This is a genomic window from Streptomyces sp. DT190, from assembly GCF_049846985.1.
Taxonomy (GTDB): domain Bacteria; phylum Actinomycetota; class Actinomycetes; order Streptomycetales; family Streptomycetaceae; genus Streptomyces.
Window position 1 is genome coordinate 195146 of record NZ_JBNCNM010000012.1, and the last position, 20166, is coordinate 215311.

16 protein-coding genes are annotated in these 20166 nt (G+C 71.3%); 3 read left to right on the forward strand and 13 right to left on the reverse strand.

Annotated features, from left to right (window positions below; translation table 11 throughout):
• Window positions 1-22 precede the first annotated feature (22 nt).
• From fxsT to ACPXCS_RS22155, 7 genes are all read right to left on the reverse strand, one after another.
• A complete protein-coding gene (gene fxsT, locus ACPXCS_RS22125) occupies window positions 23-4411 on the reverse strand; it encodes an FxSxx-COOH system tetratricopeptide repeat protein (protein ID WP_425948365.1) in 4389 nt (1462 codons plus the stop codon).
• Entirely contained in the window at window positions 4408-5562 is a 1155-nt protein-coding gene (locus ACPXCS_RS22130; RefSeq protein ID WP_425948363.1) for an AAA family ATPase, read from the reverse strand. Before ACPXCS_RS22130 ends, fxsT begins: the two co-directional genes overlap by 4 nt.
• Window positions 5563-5684: 122 nt before the next feature.
• On the reverse strand, window positions 5685-7196 hold the full coding sequence (locus ACPXCS_RS22135; RefSeq protein WP_425948361.1) for an effector-associated domain 2-containing protein: 1512 nt from the start codon (window positions 7194-7196) through the stop codon (window positions 5685-5687).
• Window positions 7189-8097, reverse strand: a complete 909-nt coding sequence (locus tag ACPXCS_RS22140; RefSeq protein ID WP_425948359.1) for an effector-associated domain 2-containing protein — start codon at window positions 8095-8097, stop codon at window positions 7189-7191. The genes ACPXCS_RS22135 and ACPXCS_RS22140 overlap by 8 nt, the downstream gene beginning before the upstream one ends.
• 363 nt (window positions 8098-8460) lie before the next feature.
• On the reverse strand, window positions 8461-9201 hold the full coding sequence (locus ACPXCS_RS22145) for a TetR/AcrR family transcriptional regulator (RefSeq protein WP_425948357.1): 741 nt from the start codon (window positions 9199-9201) through the stop codon (window positions 8461-8463).
• Window positions 9202-9233: 32 nt separating this feature from the next.
• The gene (locus ACPXCS_RS22150) at window positions 9234-9692 is read right to left on the reverse strand and encodes a thiol-disulfide oxidoreductase DCC family protein (protein WP_425948577.1); all 459 of its coding nucleotides are present in this window, start codon (window positions 9690-9692) and stop codon (window positions 9234-9236) included.
• 219 nt (window positions 9693-9911) lie between these two features.
• A complete protein-coding gene (locus ACPXCS_RS22155) occupies window positions 9912-10319 on the reverse strand; it encodes a hypothetical protein (protein ID WP_311680105.1) in 408 nt (135 codons plus the stop codon).
• Between the two features lie 119 nt (window positions 10320-10438).
• Here ACPXCS_RS22155 and ACPXCS_RS22160 point away from each other — a divergent pair, with 119 nt between their 5' ends.
• A complete protein-coding gene (locus ACPXCS_RS22160; protein ID WP_425948355.1) occupies window positions 10439-10831 on the forward strand; it encodes a hypothetical protein in 393 nt (130 codons plus the stop codon).
• A complete protein-coding gene (locus tag ACPXCS_RS22165; protein ID WP_425948353.1) occupies window positions 10831-13302 on the forward strand; it encodes a DUF4132 domain-containing protein in 2472 nt (823 codons plus the stop codon). The genes ACPXCS_RS22160 and ACPXCS_RS22165 overlap by 1 nt, the downstream gene beginning before the upstream one ends.
• Before the next feature lie 3 nt (window positions 13303-13305).
• Here the strand turns inward: ACPXCS_RS22165 and ACPXCS_RS22170 are convergent, their stop codons facing one another.
• From ACPXCS_RS22170 to ACPXCS_RS22195, 6 genes are all read right to left on the reverse strand, one after another.
• The gene (locus tag ACPXCS_RS22170) at window positions 13306-13926 is read right to left on the reverse strand and encodes a Uma2 family endonuclease (RefSeq protein WP_425948352.1); all 621 of its coding nucleotides are present in this window, start codon (window positions 13924-13926) and stop codon (window positions 13306-13308) included.
• Between the two features lie 153 nt (window positions 13927-14079).
• Window positions 14080-14859 (reverse strand): succinate dehydrogenase iron-sulfur subunit, encoded by a 780-nt coding sequence (locus ACPXCS_RS22175; RefSeq protein ID WP_425948350.1) that lies wholly within the window; start codon window positions 14857-14859, stop codon window positions 14080-14082.
• Window positions 14859-16613: a succinate dehydrogenase flavoprotein subunit gene (gene sdhA / locus ACPXCS_RS22180; RefSeq protein ID WP_425948348.1), complete on the reverse strand. Its 1755-nt coding sequence runs from the start codon at window positions 16611-16613 to the stop codon at window positions 14859-14861. Before sdhA ends, ACPXCS_RS22175 begins: the two co-directional genes overlap by 1 nt.
• 19 nt (window positions 16614-16632) lie before the next feature.
• Entirely contained in the window at window positions 16633-17115 is a 483-nt protein-coding gene (locus ACPXCS_RS22185; protein ID WP_425948347.1) for a succinate dehydrogenase hydrophobic membrane anchor subunit, read from the reverse strand.
• Window positions 17116-17120: 5 nt separating this feature from the next.
• Window positions 17121-17501 carry a succinate dehydrogenase, cytochrome b556 subunit gene (gene sdhC / locus ACPXCS_RS22190; protein ID WP_037670267.1) on the reverse strand — a complete coding sequence of 127 codons (381 nt, stop codon included), beginning with the start codon at window positions 17499-17501 and terminating at the stop codon, window positions 17121-17123.
• A 191-nt stretch (window positions 17502-17692) separates the two neighbouring features.
• Window positions 17693-18187 (reverse strand): 2-oxo-4-hydroxy-4-carboxy-5-ureidoimidazoline decarboxylase, encoded by a 495-nt coding sequence (locus ACPXCS_RS22195; RefSeq protein ID WP_425948345.1) that lies wholly within the window; start codon window positions 18185-18187, stop codon window positions 17693-17695.
• A gap of 291 nt (window positions 18188-18478) precedes the next feature.
• On the opposite strand from ACPXCS_RS22195, the gene ACPXCS_RS22200 reads away from it, so the two are divergent.
• The gene (locus ACPXCS_RS22200) at window positions 18479-20080 is read left to right on the forward strand and encodes a beta-N-acetylhexosaminidase (RefSeq protein ID WP_425948576.1); all 1602 of its coding nucleotides are present in this window, start codon (window positions 18479-18481) and stop codon (window positions 20078-20080) included.
• Window positions 20081-20166: the final 86 nt, after the last annotated feature.

The following is a 20166-nucleotide window of genomic DNA, read 5'->3' on the forward strand; positions in this document are numbered from 1 at the left end:
GCGACCGGACGCGGCAGCCGGGTCACGCCGGGAGCGGGTCGACGTCGCAGTTGGCCAGCTTCCCTTCCGCCGCGGCGTGACAGGCCGGGTGCTCCTCGCCCAGCGTCTGCCGGTAGCGGGCCAGGGTGTCGGCGTGCAGTGACTCCGCCTCGCTGTCGCGCCCCAGCAGCCGCAGACCCATCGAGAGGTTGAGTGCCATGGCCAGGCTGACCGGGTGGTTCTCGCCGATGCGGCGGCGGCTGTGCTCCAGCCCGCGGGTCGCGAGATCCACCGAGGCCTGGACGTCGCCGAGTTCGTACAGATCGGCGACCAGGTTGACCACGCAGGACAGGGTGTTGGGGTGGTCCTCGCCCAGCAGATCGGCCAGCTGCCGGTAGGCCGCCTCGTCCACGGCCCGGGCTTCCTCGACCCGGCCCACCAGGCGCAGGCAGACCGCGTGGTTGACCCGCGCCGCGATGGTGTGCGGGTGGTCCCCGCCCAGCAGGGCCTCGTACCCCTCGTAACCCTGCTGGCCCAGCTCCAGGGCGCGCTCCAGGTCGCCCGAGTGGCGGACGTCGACGGCGTGCGCCAGGAGGGCGTTGACCGTCGCCGGGTACTTGTCGCCGTACCGGGTCCGGAACAGGGCCAGCGCCCTGCCGGACAGCTCCAGCGCCTCCTCGTGGTGCCCGGCCCGCCGCTCGGCGACGGAGAGGATCTTGGTGACCGCGACCGAGTGCGGGTGGTTCTCGCCGAAGTTGTACACGGACCGGTCCGCCACGTCCTCCGCCACGTCGCGGGCGCGGACGTACTCCCCGACCTCCTGGAGGTCGAGCGCCACGGCGGCCATGGTGTTCAGCGTGGACAGGGCGTTCTCGCCCAGTTCCTCGACCTTGCGCCGGTGCGTGACCTGGTCGATCTCCAGCGCCTGCCGGAACTCCCCGATGAACCGCAGGTTGAGCGCGTGGCGGTGGGCGGACAGCAGCGTGGAGAGGTCGTTGGGCCCGAAGAGCCGCTCGCAGGTCTCGTAGGCGTGCTTGTCGAGTTCCAGGGCACGCTGGAACTCTCCCCGCAGACGGTGGTCCCAGGCGAGCATGCTGGTGATCTCCAGCGTGGACTCGTGCTCCGGGCCCAGTACCTCGGTCATCGCCGCCAGGGTCCGCTGGTCCAGCTCGAAGGCCTCCGAGTAGCGGCCCAGGATGCGCAGCGCGTCGGTGAACAGCTTGGCGGCGGCCAGGCCCTGCTCGGGGCTTCCGCCCGGCTCGCTCTGCCACGTGTGGTACGTCTGCTCGGCCAGATCGAGGGACCCCTCGTGGTCGCCCCAGGAGAACATGTACTGGATCTCGTTCAGGACGAGCTGGCGCACCCACGGGTCGGTCGATTCCAGGGCCCTGCTGTGCAGGACGTGCGGCAGCAGCTCTCCGTACTGCTGCCACTGGTGGGACGCCGTCGGCTCGCCGGGATCGCCCTGCGCCAGCAGCCAGTGGGCGCCGGCCCGCATCTGGCTCTTGAGCTGGTCCGGCATCTGGTTGATCAGCACCCGCTGGACCAGACGGTGCAGCTGGATGGTGTTGGTGTTGTGGTTGATGCGGGCCAGCGCGTAGCGGTTGATCTCGCGGATGGCCCGGCTGAGCCGGATGGGATCGCTCAGTGCCGCACCGAGCTCCGGCGGCACCGGGGCGTCGCGGACGCCCGTGAACAGACGGCGCGAGATCGGCTCGGGGGCGAAGAAGGCACAGACCTGCAGCAGTTGCAGCGCGGCCGGGTGGTTCTTGCGCAGCCGCTCCAGGGACACGTTCCAGGCGGCCGCCACGGACAGCGGGTAGTCCGGCGGCGGGTCGCTGAGCATCAGCTCGTTGGCCTGCTGCTCGAAGAGGCGGAGGTACTCCTCGGCGGGCATGCCGGTCTCGGCGAGCCACACGGCCGCCTGTTCGATCCCGAGGGGAAGGTCCCCCAGGGTCTCCGCGAGCCGGTCGGCCGTTTCGTCGTCCAGCATCGGCGCCCGCAGCTGCAGCAGCGACCGGCTCTCATCCCGGGTGAACACATCGACCTCCAGCGGACGTGCCGATGCTGCCCATTGGGCATTGCGCGAGGTGACGAGAATACGGCCCGGGCCATTGGTGGGAAAGAAATCGCGCACGGCCTCGGGATTTTCTGCGTTGTCGAATACCAGCAACCAATTCTTGTACGGTTCGCCGATGCGCAACGCTTCTATCACCGCGGGAACTGCCGTGTTGGCCTCACCGCTTCCCACATTCAGCCCAAGCCGTCCCGCCAGCATCACCAGGAACTGGCGGATCTGCTGCGGCTGCTCCGAGGGGATCCACCAGATGACCTGGTACTCGTGCATATGGCGGTAGACGTATTCCACGGCGAGTTGGGATTTGCCCACCCCGCCCATTCCCTGGAGCGCCTCGGGCAGTACGGCCGTGGTGCCTTCCTGCAGTCTGCGGTGCAGGTCCTCCAAAAGCTGGACCCGACCGGTGAACGTACGATTGCGCGGAGGGACATTGCCCCAGACGGGTGGCGGTTTCTGCAGCCCGTCACTCCTCGATCCGGCTTGTGCGGACTGCAAGCCGCTCACTGTCATGTTCCCTTCTTCGTCGAACCCGGACTCTTCCTCGTCGAACCCGGAATCTTCGATCCCCACGCCTAACGGGGGTGCCTCATCCGAGGTTGCGGCCTCCTGCGGGGACGGAGGGGGCCGCTCGACGGCCGTAGCCGCCGACAGTCGTTCACTCAACTGGGTCACGGCTGTCGCGTACGGGGCTCCCATGGCCACGAAAGCGGGCAAAACCGAAGAAAACCACGGCTTCAACACTTCCACGGGCAGACGAGCCGCGCGCGCGGGATCGCGGACCACTCGTCCGAGTTGGGAAAAGCTGTACCCGACTGGCCCTTGTGCGGTCGCGGCGATGTGGTCGGCGGCCAGCATGATGGTCAGGGCGGTCTCCCTGCGGGTCCCCTCCGAGAGCAGCTCGCGCCGTACGCCCTCGCCGATCTCGAGGTCGGCCCGGGCCTGGGCGGGCGCCTCCGGATCGGCCGGGATGTGCCGCAGCATGCCGCTGAGCAGGAGCTCCGCCACATGCCAGGTACGGGCCTCGGGCAGGAGCCGGGCCTGCACCAGCCGCAGCAGCGACAGGTTCAGCAACGGCAGGGCGGCGCACAGCCGGGCGAGGCGGTACGCGGTCGGCGACAACTGGGCGCGCAAGGTCCGGGCCCGCACGTCCCGGTGGGGCGCCGGCGCGCGGAGCGGGGCGGCGGCCGGAGCGGCGGTGGACGCGAGCAACGCCCGGACCGCGTAGGCGCCGGGGAGCTCGCCGGCCGTGAAACGGGCCCACCGGCCCAGCCCTTCCGGCGACAGCGTGAGCACCGGCAGCGCGATGCCGTCCCTGGCCGGCTGCTGCCACGGCTCCTCGGGAGGCAGGAGCAACTCGTCGTGCCCGACGGCCCACGTCCCGTTGGGGGCGGCGGGGTACGGGCTGGTCAGCTCCACGCGGTGGGCGTACGTGCCCGTGCGGGCCCAGATGTGCTCCGGCAGGGTGTGCACGACGGCGACGGGCAGTTCCCGGGCCCAGCGCGCCAGCAGGTGAGGGGCGCTGCCGTCGGCCCAGTGCGCGGCGTGCAGATCCGTGAGGACCAGCAGGACGTGGCGTCCGTCGTTGCCGGGCACCGGAGGGCGGCCGGCCTCCCCGGCGCGGCACCACTGCACCAGGCGCACGTCCCGGAACGCCCCGGAGCCGTGCAGAGTGTCCCGCAGCCGCTGCGCCGTGGGGGCCCACAACCGCATCGAGGCGCCCGTGTCGACCAGGAGCGTCAGCGTCAGCCAGCGTTCCTGTGCCGCCTGCTCCCGGGGGAGCCACACGCCTTGCTCGGCCGCGGTCTCGGCGGTGGCCTCCTCGTCCAGGGTGTACTGGTGCCGGGAGTCGACGCGCCGTTTCAGCGGCAGCATCGACTTCTCGACGGAGCGGGAGCGGTCCAGCGCCAGCTGCCGGCCGAGCTCCATGAGGACGGATTCCATACGGCCCGCCCGCGCCGCGTCGGCGGTCTCGGGGGGTGGTCGGCCGGGGGTGTCGTCGGGCGGTGTGAAGGAGTGGGGGCCTGCGTCGTACGGCAGCCGCTCGCGGGGTGGCGGCTCGGGCGCGCCGTCGGGTTCGGTCGGCGAACCGGCGGAGTCCGCGTCGTCCCGCCCGGGCGGGACGACGTGCGCGGCGGAGCCGGCCGGCTCGTGCGGGCCGGCCGCGCCGTTCTCGCGGCCGGCCACGGCCGCCTCACCGACCAGCCGGTACCGCTGCGCCGCGAGCCACAGCGCCTCCCCGACCTCGAACCACAGCGGTGCGGCGCCGGACGGCGTTCCGCGCAGCGCAGCCCGTGGGGCGGCACCCGGCCCGTCACCGTCGTGCCCCCCGCCGCCTCGGAAGGGCAACCAGGTCATCCAGATTCGCCCTCGTCGAGTCGGCGCCACAGCGCGTGCAGCAGCCCGTTCCAGGAATGCTCCGCGGGGCCCGCCGGGGCGGTGCGCAGATACTCGGAGTTGAGCAACTGGTCCGCGGCCAGGGTCCCACCGGCCCGGGACCGGGCCAGGAAGTCCCGGATCATGGTCATCCGGCCCTCGTCGTCCCCGTGGGACAACTGCGCGGCGAGCATCGCCGCGAGCTGGTCGGAGTCGGGTGCGGGCAGGTCCAGGTAGAGGCAGCGGCGCAGGAAGGCGGGCGGCAGGGACCGCTCGCCGTTGCTGGTGATCACGACGACGGGGAAGGCGGAGCAGCGCACCCGGCCGTGGTGGATCACGGCCGTCCCGTCCGGGTCGTCGGTGTGCACCTCGACGTCGGGCAACCGGGAGCGCACGCGCGCCAGTTCGGGGATGCGGTACTCGCCGTCCTCGAAGACGCTGAGCAGGTCGCCGGCGAGGTCCATGTCCGCCTTGTCGATCTCGTCGACCAGCAGCACACGGGGAACGGCACGGGGGAGCAGGGCCGTGCCGAGCGGACCGAGCTGGATGTAGTCACCGAGGTTGTGCAGGCCGTCCGGCTCCGGCGCGGCGGTCTTGGCTTCCTCGCCCGGGTCCGCCGACGCGGCGGAGGATGCGGTGCCCGGCGTGGCACCGCGCAGCGCGCCACGGGCGGCGGCCTCCTGGACCCTGCCGATGGCGTCGTAGGCGTACAGGCCCTCTTTGAGGGTGCTGCGGCTGGTGATGGACCACCGCAGCACCCGGCCTAACCCCAGCTCCCTGCTGATGCTGTGGGCGAGGCTCGACTTTCCGATCCCGGGCGGGCCGGCCACGATCAGGGGACGGCGCAGGAAGAGGGCGGCGTTGACGAGGTCTCGCTCCTGCGGAGAGGCCACGCGGGCCAGCGGAGCGTCGGCCGGTCCCAGGCGCCGGGTGAACTCGGCCTCGTCGCGCGGCGGTTCCTCGGTGATCAGCGGTCCGCCGGAGAACTCGCGCCACGGCGGGGCCGGGGGCAGCAGCTCGGACAGCGGTGCGTCGCCCCGGGGCTGACCTGTCCCGCGGTAGATGTGCCACGCATCCGGATCGACGGCTGTGCCGTCGGCCGCCGACGGATCGTGCGGACCCCGTTCGGCCATCAGCGCCTCCCCCTCACCCTGAGTCCTGCGCGATCAGTGCACGCTCGTACCTCTCCAGCCGTGGTACCGGCAAACCCGCGGCCCCTCGGCCCGACGTAGCTTGTCGGGTATCCGCCGGGAGCTCAAATCACCGACTCCGGGGCCTCGGGAAGGCGGTTCGGATCGTCCCACAGCACAGCGACGCGAGACCGGATGCAGCCCCGTCCATCGTCCCGTGGATCGGGAGAGAAGCGCAAGCGCGTGACGTGGTCGAGAAGGGCGTCCCAGGCGCCCGTCTCGGCGACGTGCTCGGCGGTTGCGTGCTCGCGTGCGTCGAGGTGCCCCTGATGTGCCCAAAGCAGCACGGGCAGACCCGCCCGCAGACCCAGCAGCAGCTCACTGCGCCCCGCGGGATCCTGCGGTGAGGAGCCCAGCGCCATCAGAACTATGGCCGGGTCTTGCTTCAACTTGGCGTATAGCAAACCCTGTTGGGCACCATCGCCGCTTTTGCACCGGTGCACGCGCCCCTGCGTGCCGCTCGTGAGCACCTTCCAGCGCTCGTTCCATACACGGTGCAGTTGCAGTGCCTCCATGCGCTCCAGGCTTCGTATCACCACCTTGTAGTCCGCACCCAGCGTCGGGGTGAAGGACGGCCCGCCGGGCACCTCGCGGAAGGGGTTGGCCCGGGGCCAGTCCTCGACCGGCTCGTTGACCATGCCCACCGGGAGGATGAACTCCAGGACGATGCCGCCGTGGTGGTTGCGCAGCCGCGCCTCCTCCCGGTCGATCAGGTCGGCCACGTGTGCCGGGGCGTCGGCGAGGGGCAGGCGCCGGTCGTCCCGCTGCCGCGGTTCCCAGGTGTCGCCCGTGCTGGTCCAGCAGGTGAGCCAGACCTCGTCGCGCGCGTCCGAGCAGGGCTGCAGCCGGATCACGACGTAGGCGCAGCCTTCGGCCTTCCGGCGCCACGCTCCGGTGGTCCGCCGGGTGTCGCCCAGCACCCGCATGGCGTCGACGCCCTGATCCGTCATCATGCGCACATGGCGGCTGAGCCAGCGCCGCAGCGGGTCCCCGAGGCCTGGGCCGACGGCGTAGGCGACCTCCTGGACGAAGCGCACGGTACGGGGCACGCCGTCGGTCGGTACGTTGCACTGCTCCAGCAGTTCGTAGGCCTCCCAGGCCGTGCGCACGCCCTCGGGCAGCGGGGCGAAGCCGTCCCCGGCCGCGAAGGAGAAGACCGCCGCCAGTTCCGGGACGGTCCGGCGGTCCAGGCCGCCGAGCAGCGCGGCCAGTTCGCTCCGCTGCCCCGGATCGCCGGCCGGGTGCGCCGGACCGTGCACCAGGGCGGCGGCCTGCTCCGACGGCAGGTCGTAGTCGGCGAGGAAGCGAACCGTGTCGGCGAGCCGCTCCCAGCCCTGGGGGACCGTCCCGAACATCCGGACCATCTCGGCGAGATGAGGCTTCTTGTCGTCGAACTCGGCCACCGAGAGGCGCTGCCGCAGCCGGTCGAGGGCGATGTCCACGCACAGTCTGCGCGACCTGAGGTCGTCCAGCACCGGTACCTTCATGAGGGCGTCCACCAGGTGTGCGGCCCGTTCCGCACCCAGCGGATCGACGACCTCGGGGGGCCGCGGAGCGTAGATCGGGTACTCAGCCATGGTGACCCCGGCCTCCGTCGGTTTCGTCCAGCCGGTCCGGCCACAGCCGTCTCGCCGCTTCGACGAAACGTCGTACGGAGATGCTCTCCCCCTCCAACTCCCTCACCGCCCGCACCAGCTCGCCGGGGCCGTCCCTGAAGTCGCCGCACCTGCGCACCAGGTGGAACATCTGGAGCCGGGGGCGGTCCGCCCGGGGCACGCTGCCCGATATGTGCCCGGGCAGCAGGGAGAGCAGGCCGCTGCCGCCGTCGGGGGTGACGGCACCGGTGGCCAGCAGGGCGTTGACCACGTCCCACGGGTCCGCCGGCTCGGCCGCGCCGACCGGTTCCCCCCTTGCCCCGGAGGGAGGCGCGAAGGGGGTCCCGGACAGCAGGGCGAAGGGGATCATCCATGCGACGCGCGTAGGGACGGGTGCGGCACGGTTCAGCACCGACGAGACGACACCGGTCACCGTGCCGCTGCGCCGGTCCCACACGCCGGCCCCGCTGAAGCCGGGTTCGATCCGTGCTCCCGGGCTGTCGTCGCCGTCCAACTGCAGCCAGTGCGCCTGCGGTCCGCCCGCGGCCACCGTCCGGGCCCGCGCCCACACACCGTCCGGCGCGTCGGAGGGATGGCCGAAGACCAGGACCGGCACGTCGGCTCCGGGCACGGCAGCGTCCAGTGGCGCCGCCGCCGTGCCGGGCGGCACCGGAGAGGCGAGCCGCAGCACGGCGAGGTCGCTCGCGGGCGCCGAGCGGAACCAGCCCCCCTCGGCGACGCGCGCCGCCACCGGCCCGGCGCCCGGCACGGCGGGGAAATCGACCTGGAAGCTGTGCGCGGGCGCTTCCTCCAGCCGGGATGTGCGCAGCGCCGCCTCCACGACGTGCGCACACGTCACGGCCAGTTGGCCGGACAGCAGCACAGCCGCCCCGGCGACCCGTGTGCGTCTGCCGTCCGGCACCGGCCGGGGGGCGACGTCGTCACCCCCGCCCCCGTCGTCTGTGCGGACGAGAACCCGTAATCGCCACGGAGCCTCCGTCGCCGCCCGGGAATCCTGCCTGGTTCCGCCCGACCCCGTTCGCACCACGTTCCTGTGTCCCCCTCACGCGTGGTTCGGGCAGCGCGTCACGCCCGCTGCCTCGGCCTGCCAGATTAAGCCGAAGAGACGGGCGAGGGTACGGTCCGCGCAGGGCACCGCCACCTCGGCCGGATCTGTGGGAAGGCGGGGGAACCCGGCTCCGTCGCCGGCTCGTCAGGTTGCTCGTGGGGGCATGGGGGCGGCCCCTCAGGACTCCGTGGCGCGCCTGGCCGGGTCCGGGATCGCCCGGGTCATGCCCGGCAGGAAGTCCGTGAACAGCTCGTGCACCTCCCGCACGAGCGGGCGCAGCACCCGGAAGCGGGCCAGGGCGACCCCGCGCGCGGTGAGCCGGGCGCCCCGTTCCGCGAGCCGGTAGCTGCGCTCCCGGCCCTCGGTGCGGTCGAAGATCCAGTACAGGACGAGGCCCATCTGGGACAGCCACATCAACTCGGGCAGGATGTCCCGCAGTTCCTCGGGCACCTTCGTCTTCGTCCCGGCCAGCACCTGCCGGTGGACGCTGATCGCCTCCACGCGCGCGTGCTCCGACTCGGGCGAGAAGGGGCTGAGCGGGCTGTCCGGGTCGGCGGCGTTCTTGAAGAACTGCACCGCGAACTCGTGGTAAGGCGTCGCGATGTCGAGCCAGGCCCGCAGCACCCCCGCGAGCCGGGCCTCCAGGTCCGTCTCCCGCTCCAGGATCGCCCGGACGGCCACCTGGTGCTCGGCGGCGATCCGGTCGTAGAAGCCCTGGATCAGGTGCTCCTTGCCCTCGAAGTAGTAGTACGCGTTCCCGACGGAGACCCCGGCCTCCTTGGCGATGGCCCGCATGGTCGTCTTGTCGTAGCCGCGCTCCTGGAACAGCCGCATGGCCGTCTCCAGGATCAGGGCGCGGGTCTGCTCGGACTTGCTCGGGGTGGCGCCGTCGTCGGGGCCGTCGTTCTTGTCGGGCACGGGTAGAGAGCCTAATGCCAGGACCGGTGCGGTCACCGGGGGGCGCAGGTGCCGTCGGCGCAGGACGGGGCGGTGTGGGACCAGCCGGTTTCGGGGTCGTACGCCCACCCGTCCGCCCGCCGGTACACCCGGCCGCCCCACTGCCCCGCGCCGCCCTGCCCCCGGTGCCACCGCGCTCCGCGCCACTTGGCCGCGGCGAGCACGGCGCCCTTGGCCAGCCGGGCCCCGGCGGGGGTGCTCAGCCGGTGGGCGAGCGGCCGGTGCTCGCGCAGCGCCCACAGCGTGACGACCCAGGCGGCGGGTCCCCGGTAGACCTGCCCGGCGTCGCCGACCACGGTGATCTCGTCGAGCGTGGCGCCGTGGTCGAGACCGGGGAAGCGCCGCCGGGCCTCGGCGGACCCGGCCGGGACCGGCTCCAGCGGCACCAGCTGGGGCTGCCGCGAGAGCCAGTCGCGCAGGAACGCGCACAGGGAGCACTCGGCGTCGTACAGGACGGTGAGCCGGCGGACCGCCGGGGCCGGGGCCGGCTGGGGGGCCGGTACGGCGCCCGGCCGGGGGGCGGGTGTGGCGCCGGGCCGGGGGTCCCTCGCGAAGTCCGTCCGCGGGTCCGGAGCGGTGCCTGGCCTCGGGGCCGGAGCGGCGCCCGGACGCGGGTCCGGGGCGGGGCCCGGCCGTGGGCCCGGTGCGGTGGCGTTCATGGTGGTCCCCGGTCAGGCCTGGGCCTGCGGGGCGACCCAGCCCTGCGGCGGCACCGGCGGGACCTGCTCCCGTTCCATCGCGCCCCGGCGGCGGATCCGGTTGAGCACGTAGACGTTGGCCAGGTGCATCACGCCCAGCACCAGCAGCACCACGCCGAGCTTGGTCGACAGGGCCTCGAAGATCCCGCGTGTGTCGGTGATGGTCTCGTCGTCGCTCAGGTACAGCGCGACGAACCCCAGGTTGACGAGGTAGAAGCCGACCACCAGCAGGTGGTTGACGGCGTCGGCGAGCTTCTCGTTGCCGTGCAGCACGTCGGCGAGGAAGATCCTGCCGTTCCGGCTGAGCGTGCGGGCCACCCAGATGGTCAGACCGATGCTGACGAGCAGGTAGATGACGTAGGCGACGACCGTGCGGTCCATTGCCCCACCCTTCTTGAACGCGTTCAAAACGCTGACAGGCCTGACTGTAGACCTCTTTTTGAACATGTTCAACACGAGGGCGGGGGTGATTGTCAGTGGTGGCTCGTACTGTCGTCGGCATGGCAATCGTGACGTTCGTCGACGAGACGACAACGGGGGAGCGGCGGGCGGCCTGGGGGCTGGAGATCGCCGAGGAGAGGCTGAGCGTGCGGGAGTTGGTCCGCCGCCGGGTCTTCCAGGAGGTCGCCGAGTTCAACGCGCGGACACCGGAGGTGTTCCAGGGACTCGTGCAGCCCGAGGACACCGAGCGCGTGCTGAACGGCTACGCGCTGCGCACACCCCGCCCCATCGACCCGGAGACCCAGACGGCCCTGGCCCTGCGCGCCTTCGCGGGCAACGGCTTCCTGGTGCTGGTGGGGGACCGTCAGCTCACCGACCCGGACGAGGAGATAGACCTGCCGCTCGGCACCGAGGTCACGTTCCTGAAGCTCGTCCCCCTGGTCGGTGGCTGATGAGCGCCCTGCGCACGCCCCGGTCGCACATGGACCGGCTCAGCGACAGGATCGCCGACGGCGACACGGACCGGATCGCCGACGAGGCGCTGCGCGTCCTGGACTCCAGCCGCGGTGTCTGGACGGGCAGTTGGGAGCAGGTGCTGGACCGGCTCCGTGAACTGCCCGCCGAGCGCCGCCGTCTGCTGCTGCACGCCCTGGCCGACCGCTTCGGACAGGCCGGCGCCGACACCGAGGAGCGCTGCCGCCATCTCGCCCTGTGCGGCCTGGTCTCCGAGGGCCTCGACGACGACCCGCTGGCCGACGAGCGCCGCCGGGCCCTGGACGACCTGGCCCGGCGGCAGACCTTCTGGCACGCGGCCCGTTTCGACGCCCTGGCCCGGGCCGAACTGGCCGCGGGCCGCCCGCTGGCCGCTCCCGTCGTGGCCGTGGTCCGCCGGGCGGCCCTGGACTCCTACCGCCCGGACGACCTGACGAGCCTGGCCGGGCAGCTCACCGACCCCGTCCTCAACGTCGGCGAGGCCTGGGCCGAACAGGCCCTGCGCGACGCCACGGCCCCCGACTGGCAGGCCCTGCTGCGGCACGCGCTGACGGCGACCGCCTCCAAGCCCACGGCCAGGTGGGACAAGCAGGCCCGCGGTCTGCTGGACACCCTCGGCCCCGACCGCGTCCGCGACACGGCCCTCACCTGGCTCGCGCTCGTCGGCCGGCCCCGCACGCTCCCGCTGGAGCGCCGCGCATGGGAGCCGGACGTCAACAGCGCCTTCGACCCGTACAACGCGAACGCCCTGCGCGGCCTGGCCTGGCTGCTGTCCCTGCTGCCCCCGGACCCCGGCACGGCGCGGGCCCTCGGCGCCCTGGTCGAGACCTCGCTGAAGAAGGTCGCGGGCATCGGCCCCCGCAACCCGAAGGTCGCCAACGCGGGTGTGATCGCGCTGGCCCGCGTCGACTCCGAGGCCGCCCTGGCCGAACTGGCACGGCTGGCCACGCGGGTGACGTACAAGCCCACCGCCAAGCTCCTCGACACGGCCCTGGAGGCCCGCGCCACCGCGCTCGGCCTGAGCCGCGAGGAGATCGAGGAACTGGCGGTCCCGGCCTACGGGCTCACCGAGGTCGGCCGGGCCACCCACCACCTCGGCGAGGCGACGGCCCTGCTGGAGATCCGGGGCACCCGGGCCGTCCTCGGCTGGCGCAACGCGGCGGGCAAGCCCGTCAAGAGCGTGCCGGCCGCGGTGAAGCGGGACCACGCCGACGAACTGAAGGAACTGAAGACGGCGGTCAAGGACATCGACAAGATGCTCTCGGCGCAGAGCGAGCGCCTGGACCGCCAATTCCTGGCCCGCCGCAGCTGGCCCTACGCCGTCTGGCGCGAGCGGTACCTCGACCACCCGCTCGTCGGCACGCTGGCCCGCCGCCTGCTGTGGACGGTCGACGGCACGACCGCCGGATTCGCGGACGGCGAGCTGCGGACCCTGTCCGGCGACCCGCTGCCGCCGGGCACCCGGGTCGAGCTCTGGCACCCGGTCGGCCACGAACCGGCCGAGATCGTGGCCTGGCGCGACTGGCTGGAACGGCACGGCATCACGCAGCCGTTCAAACAGGCGCACCGCGAGGTGTACCTGCTCACGGACGCCGAGCGCGCCACCGGCACCTACTCCAACCGCTTCGCGGCCCACGTGCTGCGCCAGCACCAGTTCCACTCCCTGGCGGCGATCCGCGGCTGGCGCAACAAGCTCCGCCTGTGCGTCGACGACTCGGCCCCTCCGGCCACCCGCGACCTGCCCCAGTGGGGCCTGCGCGCCGAGTACTGGATCGAGGGCGACGGCGAGGAGTACGGCGTCGACACCACCGACTCCGGCAGCTACCTGCGGCTGCGCACCGACCAGGTCCGCTTCTACCCGATCGGCGCCCCGGAGAACTGGGCCTCCTGCTACGGCGGCGAGTACACCATGTGGCTCGAACCCGGCCAGGACCGCGTCGCGCCCCTGCCCCTGGAGGACATCCCGCCCCTGGTCCTCTCCGAAGTCCTGCGTGACGTCGACCTGTTCGTCGGCGTGGCCAGCATCGGCAACGACCCCACCTGGCAGGACGGCGGCCCCGGCGGCCGCTTCCGCGAGTACTGGAGGTCCTACGGCTTCGGCGAGCTCAACCAGAGCGCCGAGACCCGCAGGCTCCTGCTCCAGCGCCTGGTCCCGCGCCTGGCGATAGCCGACCGCTGCACCCTGGAGGGCCGCTTCCTGCACGTCAGGGGCGACCGCCACACGTACAAGATCCACCTCGGCTCGGGCAACATCCTCAGAACGCCGAACGACCAGTACCTGTGCATCGTCCCGAAGTCCGACCCGACGGCACCGGGCACGGGCTACCTGCCCTTCGAGGGCGACCGCATGCTGTCGGTGATCCTGAGCAAGGCGATGCTGCTGGCGCAGGACACGAAGATCACGGACCCGACGATCCTGAGCCAGCTGTGAGCCTCAGTCGCTCGTCCTCGGCTGCCCGGCCTTGAGGATCTCGGCCACGTCGAGGGTCACCTTCGCGCCGATGGAGTCGGGGAGGGTGACGAGTTCGCCGGGGGCGTGCGGGCGGTGGTTCTCGTAGCCGCTTCCCACCGGGTCGGTCAGGACGTGGAGGCGCTGGTGCTTGCGGTCCACGATGACGTAGACCGGGACTTTCGCCTCGGCGTAGGCGGCCACCTTCGTCTTCAGGTCGTTCTTCCAATTGCTGGAGGTGACCTCCAGCACCATGCGGAAGCAGACCGCGTCGTAGGCGTTGTTCTCGACGTGATGGTCCTCGAAGTCGGCGTCCAGGACCGCAAGATCGGGGATGGCGTAGTCCTCCGGCTCCATGGGCAGCCAGAGACCGACACCCTGAAGCACCTCGGTTTCACCTCCATCCAGGTCGGCTGCCATGAAGGGACGCATGAGCTTGGTCAGCGCGCGAGCATGGGCGCCGTCAGGGGACGGGGTCACGAGGAGATGACCTCCGATGATCTCGACGCGGTAGCCCGGATGGCGCTCCATGATCTCGTCGGCGATGGTCGTCAGGGTGACCGGCTCTTCGTCGTGGAAGGGCTGCTCGACGGAAGCTGCGGACATCAGGTGCCTCCTGGGAACTGGTGTCGAGAGCATCATCGTAGGCCGGACACCCCCCGCGCGTCCGGTCCCGGACTCGTTCACCCGATGGTGTGGCATATGCCAGAAGGCCCCGTCACCAGCGGTGACGGGGCCTTCTCGGTCAAGCGGTCGGGCTCAGTAGCGGCGCGTGATCAGCGCCCTCTTCACCTCGGCGATCGCCTTCGTGACCTCGATACCGCGCGGGCAGGCGTCCGTGCAGTTGAAGGTCGTGCGGCAGCGCCACACGCCGTCGCGGTCGTTGAGGATCTCCAGGCGCTGCTCGCCGGCCTCGTCACGCGAGTCGAAGATGAAGCGGTGCGCGTTGACGATGGCGGCCGGGCCGAAGTACTGGCCGTCGTTCCAGAAGACCGGGCAGGACGTGGTGCAGGCCGCGCAGAGGATGCACTTCGTGGTGTCGTCGAAGCGCTCGCGGTCCTCGGCGGACTGCAGCCGCTCACGCGTGGGCTCGTTCGTGTCCTTCGTGATGAGGAAGGGCATGACGTCCCGGTACGCCTGGAAGAACGGCTCCATGTCGACCACGAGGTCCTTCAGGACCGTCAGGCCCTTGATGGCCTCGACCGTGATCGGCTTCTCGGGGTTGATGTCCTTGATCAGCGTCTTGCAGGCCAGGCGGTTCTTGCCGTTGATCCGCATGGCGTCCGAGCCGCAGATGCCGTGCGCACAGGAGCGGCGGAACGTCAGCGAACCGTCGAGCTCCCACTTGATCTTGTGGAGGGCGTCGAGGACACGCTCCTTGGGGTCGATCTCGACCTGGAAGTCCTCCCAGGTGGCGTCCGCCGCGACCTCGGGGTTGAAGCGGCGGATCCGGAAGGTGACCGTGATGTAGGGGGAGTCGGCGAAACCGGGCTCGGGCTTGCCGGCCGCGTCTTCCTTGTCCAGAACGGGGGTAGCCATCAGTACTTACGCTCCATCGGCTGGTAGCGGGTCTGGACGACCGGCTTGTAGTCGAGACGGACGGTTTCGGAGCCGTCGGCGCCGACCTCGCGGTACGCCATGGTGTGCCGCATGAAGTTGACGTCGTCGCGGTTCGGGTAGTCCTCGCGGTAGTGACCGCCGCGGGACTCCTTGCGGGCCAGCGCGGAGACCGCCATGACCTCGGCGAGGTCGAGCAGGTTGCCCAGCTCGATGGCCTCCAGCAGGTCCGTGTTGAACCGCTTGCCCTTGTCCTGGATCGCCACGTTCTTGTAGCGCTCGCGCAGCTCCGCGATCTTCTCGACCGCCGTCTTGATGGTCTGCTCGGTGCGGAACACCATGACGTTGGCGTCCATGGTCTCCTGCAGCTCGCGGCGCAGGACCGACACCCGCTCGGCGCCGGTGGAGTTGCGCAGCCGCTCCACCTGCTCCAGCACGAGTTCCGCCGGGTTCTCCGGCAGCTCGACGAACTCCGCCTTCTGCGCGTACTCCGCGGCCGCGATGCCCGCGCGCTTGCCGAAGACGTTGATGTCCAGCAGCGAGTTGGTGCCCAGGCGGTTGGCGCCGTGCACGGACACGCAGGCGACCTCGCCGGCCGCGTACAGGCCCGGGACGACGGTGGTGTTGTCCGCCAGGACCTCGCCCTCGACGTTGGTCGGGATGCCGCCCATCGCGTAGTGCGCGGTGGGCTGGATCGGGATCGGGTCCGTGTAGGGCTCGATGCCGAGGTACGTGCGGGCGAACTCGGTGATGTCCGGGAGCTTGGCGTCCAGCTGCTCCGGCGGGAGGTGCGTGAGGTCGAGGTAGACGTGGTCGCCCTCGGGGCCGCAGCCGCGGCCTTCGCGGATCTCCGTGTAGATGGAGCGGGACACCACGTCGCGGGACGCGAGGTCCTTCATGACCGGCGCGTACTTCTCCATGAAGCGCTCGCCGTCCTTGTTGCGCAGGATGCCGCCCTCACCGCGGGCGCCCTCCGTCAGCAGGATGCCCATCCGCCAGATGCCGGTCGGGTGGAACTGGAAGAACTCCATGTCCTCCAGCGGGATGCCCCGCCGGTACACCGCGGCCTGGCCGTCACCGGTCAGCGTGTGCGCGTTGGACGTCACCTTGAAGAACTTGCCGCAGCCGCCGGAGGCGTAGATCACGGACTTGGCGTGGAAGACGTGGATCTCGCCGGTGGCCAGCTCGTACGCGACCACGCCGGCCGACTTCTTGACGCCGTCGACCTCGGTGATCAGCTGGTCCAGGACGTAGAACTCGTTGTAGAACTCCACGCCCTCCTTGACGCAGTTCTGATACAGCGTCTGGAGGATCATGTGGCCGGTGCGGTCGGCCGCGTAGCAGGAGCGGCGGACCGGGGCCTCGCCGTGGTTGCGGCTGTGACCGCCGAAGCGGCGCTGGTCGATGGTGCCGTTCGGCGTGCGGTTGAACGGCAGGCCCATCTTCTCCAGGTCGAGGACGGAGTCGATGGCCTCCTTCGCCAGGATCTCGGCGGCGTCCTGGTCGACCAGGTAGTCACCGCCCTTGACCGTGTCGAAGGTGTGCCACTCCCAGTTGTCCTCCTCCACGTTGGCCAGCGCGGCGGCCATGCCGCCCTGCGCGGCGCCCGTGTGGGAGCGGGTGGGGTAGAGCTTGGTCAGCACGGCGGTGCGGCTGCGCTTGGTGGACTCGATGGCCGCGCGCATGCCCGCGCCACCGGCGCCGACGATGACGGTGTCGTACTTGTGGATCTTCATGATTCTCGCAGCCCCGTGCCTAGCGGATGTTCGGGTCGAAGGTGAAGATCACCAGCGTGCCCAGCAGGATGGTGAACACCGTGGCCGTGTAGAGCAGGCCCTTGAGCCACAGCCGGGTGTTCGCGCGCTCCGCGTAGTCGTTGATGACCGTGCGCAGGCCGTTGGCGCCGTGCAGCATCGCCAGCCACAGCATCAGCAGGTCCCAGACCTGCCAGAACGGGGACGCCCAGCGGCCGGCCACGAAGGCGAAGCCGATCTTGGAGACGCCGCCGTCCAGCACGAGCTGGATCAGCAGGTGGCCGAGGACCAGCACGACCAGCACGATGCCGGACAGGCGCATGAAGAGCCAGGCGGCCAGCTCGAAGTTGCCCCGGGTGCTCTTCGGGGTCTTCTTGGTCCGCTTGCGGGGGGCCTCGATGAAGGGCGCCGGGTTGTCGACGGTGTAGACGGCGCCACCCTCGACGGGGCCGACGCCGGCGGCGGTCTTATCGGTCGTGGACATTGGCGTCAGCTCCCGAACAGTTCACGAGCGGCGTGGCCGAGGACGGGGTAGATCGCCCCGAGCATGAGCACGACCCACAGGGCGACGACCGTCCAGAGCATCTGCTTCTGGTAGCGGGCGCCCTTGATCCAGAAGTCGACGGCGATGACACGCAGGCCGTTGAGCGCGTGGAAGAGGATGGCGGCGACGAGGCCGTACTCCAGCAGCGCGACGATCGGCGTCTTGTACGTGGCCACGACCTTGTCGTAGGCCTCGGGGGACACCCGCACGAGAGCGGTGTCCAGCACGTGGACGAACAGGAAGAAGAAAATGAGGACGCCGGTGACTCGGTGAGCCACCCAGGACCACATTCCTTCCCGGCCGCGGTACAGCGTTCCAGCCGGCACGGAAGTTTCCTCCGGGAGCGGTGATTGGGGCCGCGCCGGCTTTCCTTGTCGGTCGGGCCCGGCCGGGTACGGTCCACCGGCCCCCAGCATCGTAGCGAGGCGCTGCCGCCGGGCTGAGCGGGGGTCTGGCTGTGTGATCAAACTGGCATGCGTACGGCCTAGCCCCGCGGCTTCTGGGGTGGGGTGTCCGGTTATCGACCGGGTGCGGCGCTGTGGTGGCCCGCCGCGCAGTTCCCCGCGCCCCTCAGGGCGTGGACCAGCCGTTCTCTCGCCAGGCGGCGGAGTTCCTCCGCTGTCACCGCCCGCTCCTCCTCCGGATCGTTCGCCAATCGTGACCGGATGGCCCCCAGCAGGTGGTCGAGCACTTCGGAGGGGGACAAACCGTCCAGACAGATGACGAACGCGTGTCCGAAACGCGCCTCGTAGGCGGCGTGGGCCGCGTTCAGGGCCGTGTGGGCCGCTGCGTAGGTGTCCGGGGGGAGCGTGGGCAGCGGCTCGGCGGCCAGGGCTTCGGTGAGGTCGGCCCAGGTCAGGTCGTAGGCCGCCTCGTCGGCGGCGGCCAGCAGGGAGTCCAGGTCCGGGTAAGGACGGTGATCGACGACGCGGCGGGACCAGCGGGGGCTGCGCAGGCAGCTGAGGAGGGTCTGCTCCAGGTCCTTCGCGGGGGCTGTGTTGAAGTGCTCCACCGGTATGGCCAGGCGGCCGGGGAGGTCTGGGAGACGGTGCGCGGGCAGCGTGGATCCTCGTGGGCGTCACGTGTGTCGGCAGGGCAATGTTGTGAGAGTTGTGACGTCACGCTATCGAGTACGACCGCGGCGTGTCCGACGGATGCCCGAATTTCACCCGGGGGAGAGAGTTTCGGAACGCGTGGTGGACGCGCGCCGGAGCGCGCCGGGTCTTAGGTTGGCCGTGTGAGTCAGCACAGGCGCCGGGCTTCGGCGAAGCAGGTGAAACAGCGGCAGGTGCTGGTCGTGGCCATGGCGGTAGCCCTGGTCGTGGTCGCGGCCGGGGTGAGTCTGGGGCTCTGGGCGGCCTCGGGCGGCGACGGCGGGTCCACCGGGGCGGAGGCGAGATCCACCCCGGGCGGTGCCGCGGCGGCCCCCACCACCACCGGGCCGGGCGCCGGCCCGCGCCCCAGTCCCAGCCGCTCGTACGCCCTGTCCGCGACGCCCCGCACGATCCCCGCCGTGCGTGACCACACCCCCGCCCGCGGCCCGGGCTGGAAGCCTGAGGACGGCGGCCGTGTGGTCGTGAACGACCCGGCGCTGGCCGACGAGGGGCGGCTGATCGCCGGCGAGCTGGGGCTGACGTACGCAGGGGAGAAGGACGACTCCCGGGACGGGGACCTGCGGCTGTCGCTGGCGGCGAAGAAGGGTGCGAACCCGGAGTCGTACGTGATGACCGTGCGTGACGGGCGCGTGGAGATCGGCGGGCCCGCCCAGGCCGGCGTCTTCTACGGCACCCGCACGCTCAAGCAGGAGACCCACGACGGCGGCACCGCCCCCGAGGGCGTGGTGCGCGACGAGCCGGCCAAGGAGCGGCGCGGGTTCATGCTGGACATCGCGCGCAAGAACTTCACGGCCGGCTGGATCGAGGACCGGATCCGCGAGCTGGGCGACCTGAAGTTCAACGAGCTGGGGCTCCACTTCTCCGACGACCAGGGCTTCCGGATCCAGTCCGACACGCACCCCGAGGTCGTCTCCGAGCAGCACCTGACCAAGGCGCAGGTGCGGAAGATCGTCGACCTCGCGGAGAGCCGGCACATCACCGTCGTGCCCGAGATCGACTCGCCCGGGCACCTCGGCGCGGTCCTGGACGCCCACCCCGACCTGCAGCTGCGCACCGCGCAGGGGTCGGCCGTGCAGGGCGCGATCGACATCTCCAAGGCCGAGAGCGCCGAGATCGTCGACGACCTGCTGAACGAGTACGCCGGTCTCTTCCCCGGCAGGCCCTGGCACCTGGGCGCCGACGAGTACCAGGCGCTGGTCCGCTCCGACCCGGAGGCGTCCTTCCCGCAGCTGGCCGCCGCCGCGCGGGAGAAGTACGGCTCCGGCGCCACGGTCGCCGACCTCACCACCGGCTGGCTGAACGACCGGGCCGCCACCGTCCGCAAGCACCAGCGCGTCCCGCGCGCGTGGAACGACGGCTTCTTCCGCGGCGGGTCCGTCCAGGCCGACAAGGACATCCAGGTCGCCTACTGGACCGGCAAGGAGATCGGCGCCCGGCCGCCCCTGGAGTACCTGCAGGCCGGCCGCAAGGTGATCAACTACAACGACGAGTTCCTGTACTACGTGCTCGGCGAGCCGCAGACCTTCGTCTACCCCACGGGACAGCGGATCTACGAGCAGTGGACGCCGCGCGTGCTGCGCGGCACCGAGGCCGTCCCGGAGCGCTACGACGGGCAGATCCTCGGCGGCTCCTTCGCCGTCTGGTGCGACCTGGCGAACTCCCAGACGCAGGACCAGGTCGCGGCCGGCATCCGGATGCCCCTGCGGGCGACCGTGCAGAAACTGTGGGACCCGGACAGGCCCGAACTGTCCTGGGCGGAGTTCCGGACGCTGGCGGACAGGCTCGGCTGACTCCGCTCGGATTGACCCATACGGCTGCGCACGCCCGTACGGCTGTGGTGGTCTTCTGGCGCGAGTCGAATCGAATATGCCGGGGG

Excerpts from the sequence above, each read along its gene's own strand:
- fxsT (WP_425948365.1), bottom strand. The coding sequence starts at position 4,411 with ATGACCTGGTTGCCCTTCCGAGGCGGCGGGGGGCACGACGGTGACGGG.
- ACPXCS_RS22130 (WP_425948363.1), bottom strand. The coding sequence starts at position 5,562 with ATGGCCGAACGGGGTCCGCACGATCCGTCGGCGGCCGACGGCACAGCC.
- ACPXCS_RS22135 (WP_425948361.1), bottom strand. The coding sequence starts at position 7,196 with ATGGCTGAGTACCCGATCTACGCTCCGCGGCCCCCCGAGGTCGTCGAT.
- ACPXCS_RS22155 (WP_311680105.1), bottom strand. The coding sequence starts at position 10,319 with ATGGACCGCACGGTCGTCGCCTACGTCATCTACCTGCTCGTCAGCATC.
- ACPXCS_RS22160 (WP_425948355.1), top strand. The coding sequence starts at position 10,439 with ATGGCAATCGTGACGTTCGTCGACGAGACGACAACGGGGGAGCGGCGG.
- ACPXCS_RS22165 (WP_425948353.1), top strand. The coding sequence starts at position 10,831 with ATGAGCGCCCTGCGCACGCCCCGGTCGCACATGGACCGGCTCAGCGAC.
- ACPXCS_RS22170 (WP_425948352.1), bottom strand. The coding sequence starts at position 13,926 with ATGTCCGCAGCTTCCGTCGAGCAGCCCTTCCACGACGAAGAGCCGGTC.
- ACPXCS_RS22175 (WP_425948350.1), bottom strand. The coding sequence starts at position 14,859 with ATGGCTACCCCCGTTCTGGACAAGGAAGACGCGGCCGGCAAGCCCGAG.
- sdhA (WP_425948348.1), bottom strand. The coding sequence starts at position 16,613 with ATGAAGATCCACAAGTACGACACCGTCATCGTCGGCGCCGGTGGCGCG.
- ACPXCS_RS22185 (WP_425948347.1), bottom strand. The coding sequence starts at position 17,115 with ATGTCCACGACCGATAAGACCGCCGCCGGCGTCGGCCCCGTCGAGGGT.
- ACPXCS_RS22200 (WP_425948576.1), top strand. The coding sequence starts at position 18,479 with ATGGCGGTAGCCCTGGTCGTGGTCGCGGCCGGGGTGAGTCTGGGGCTC.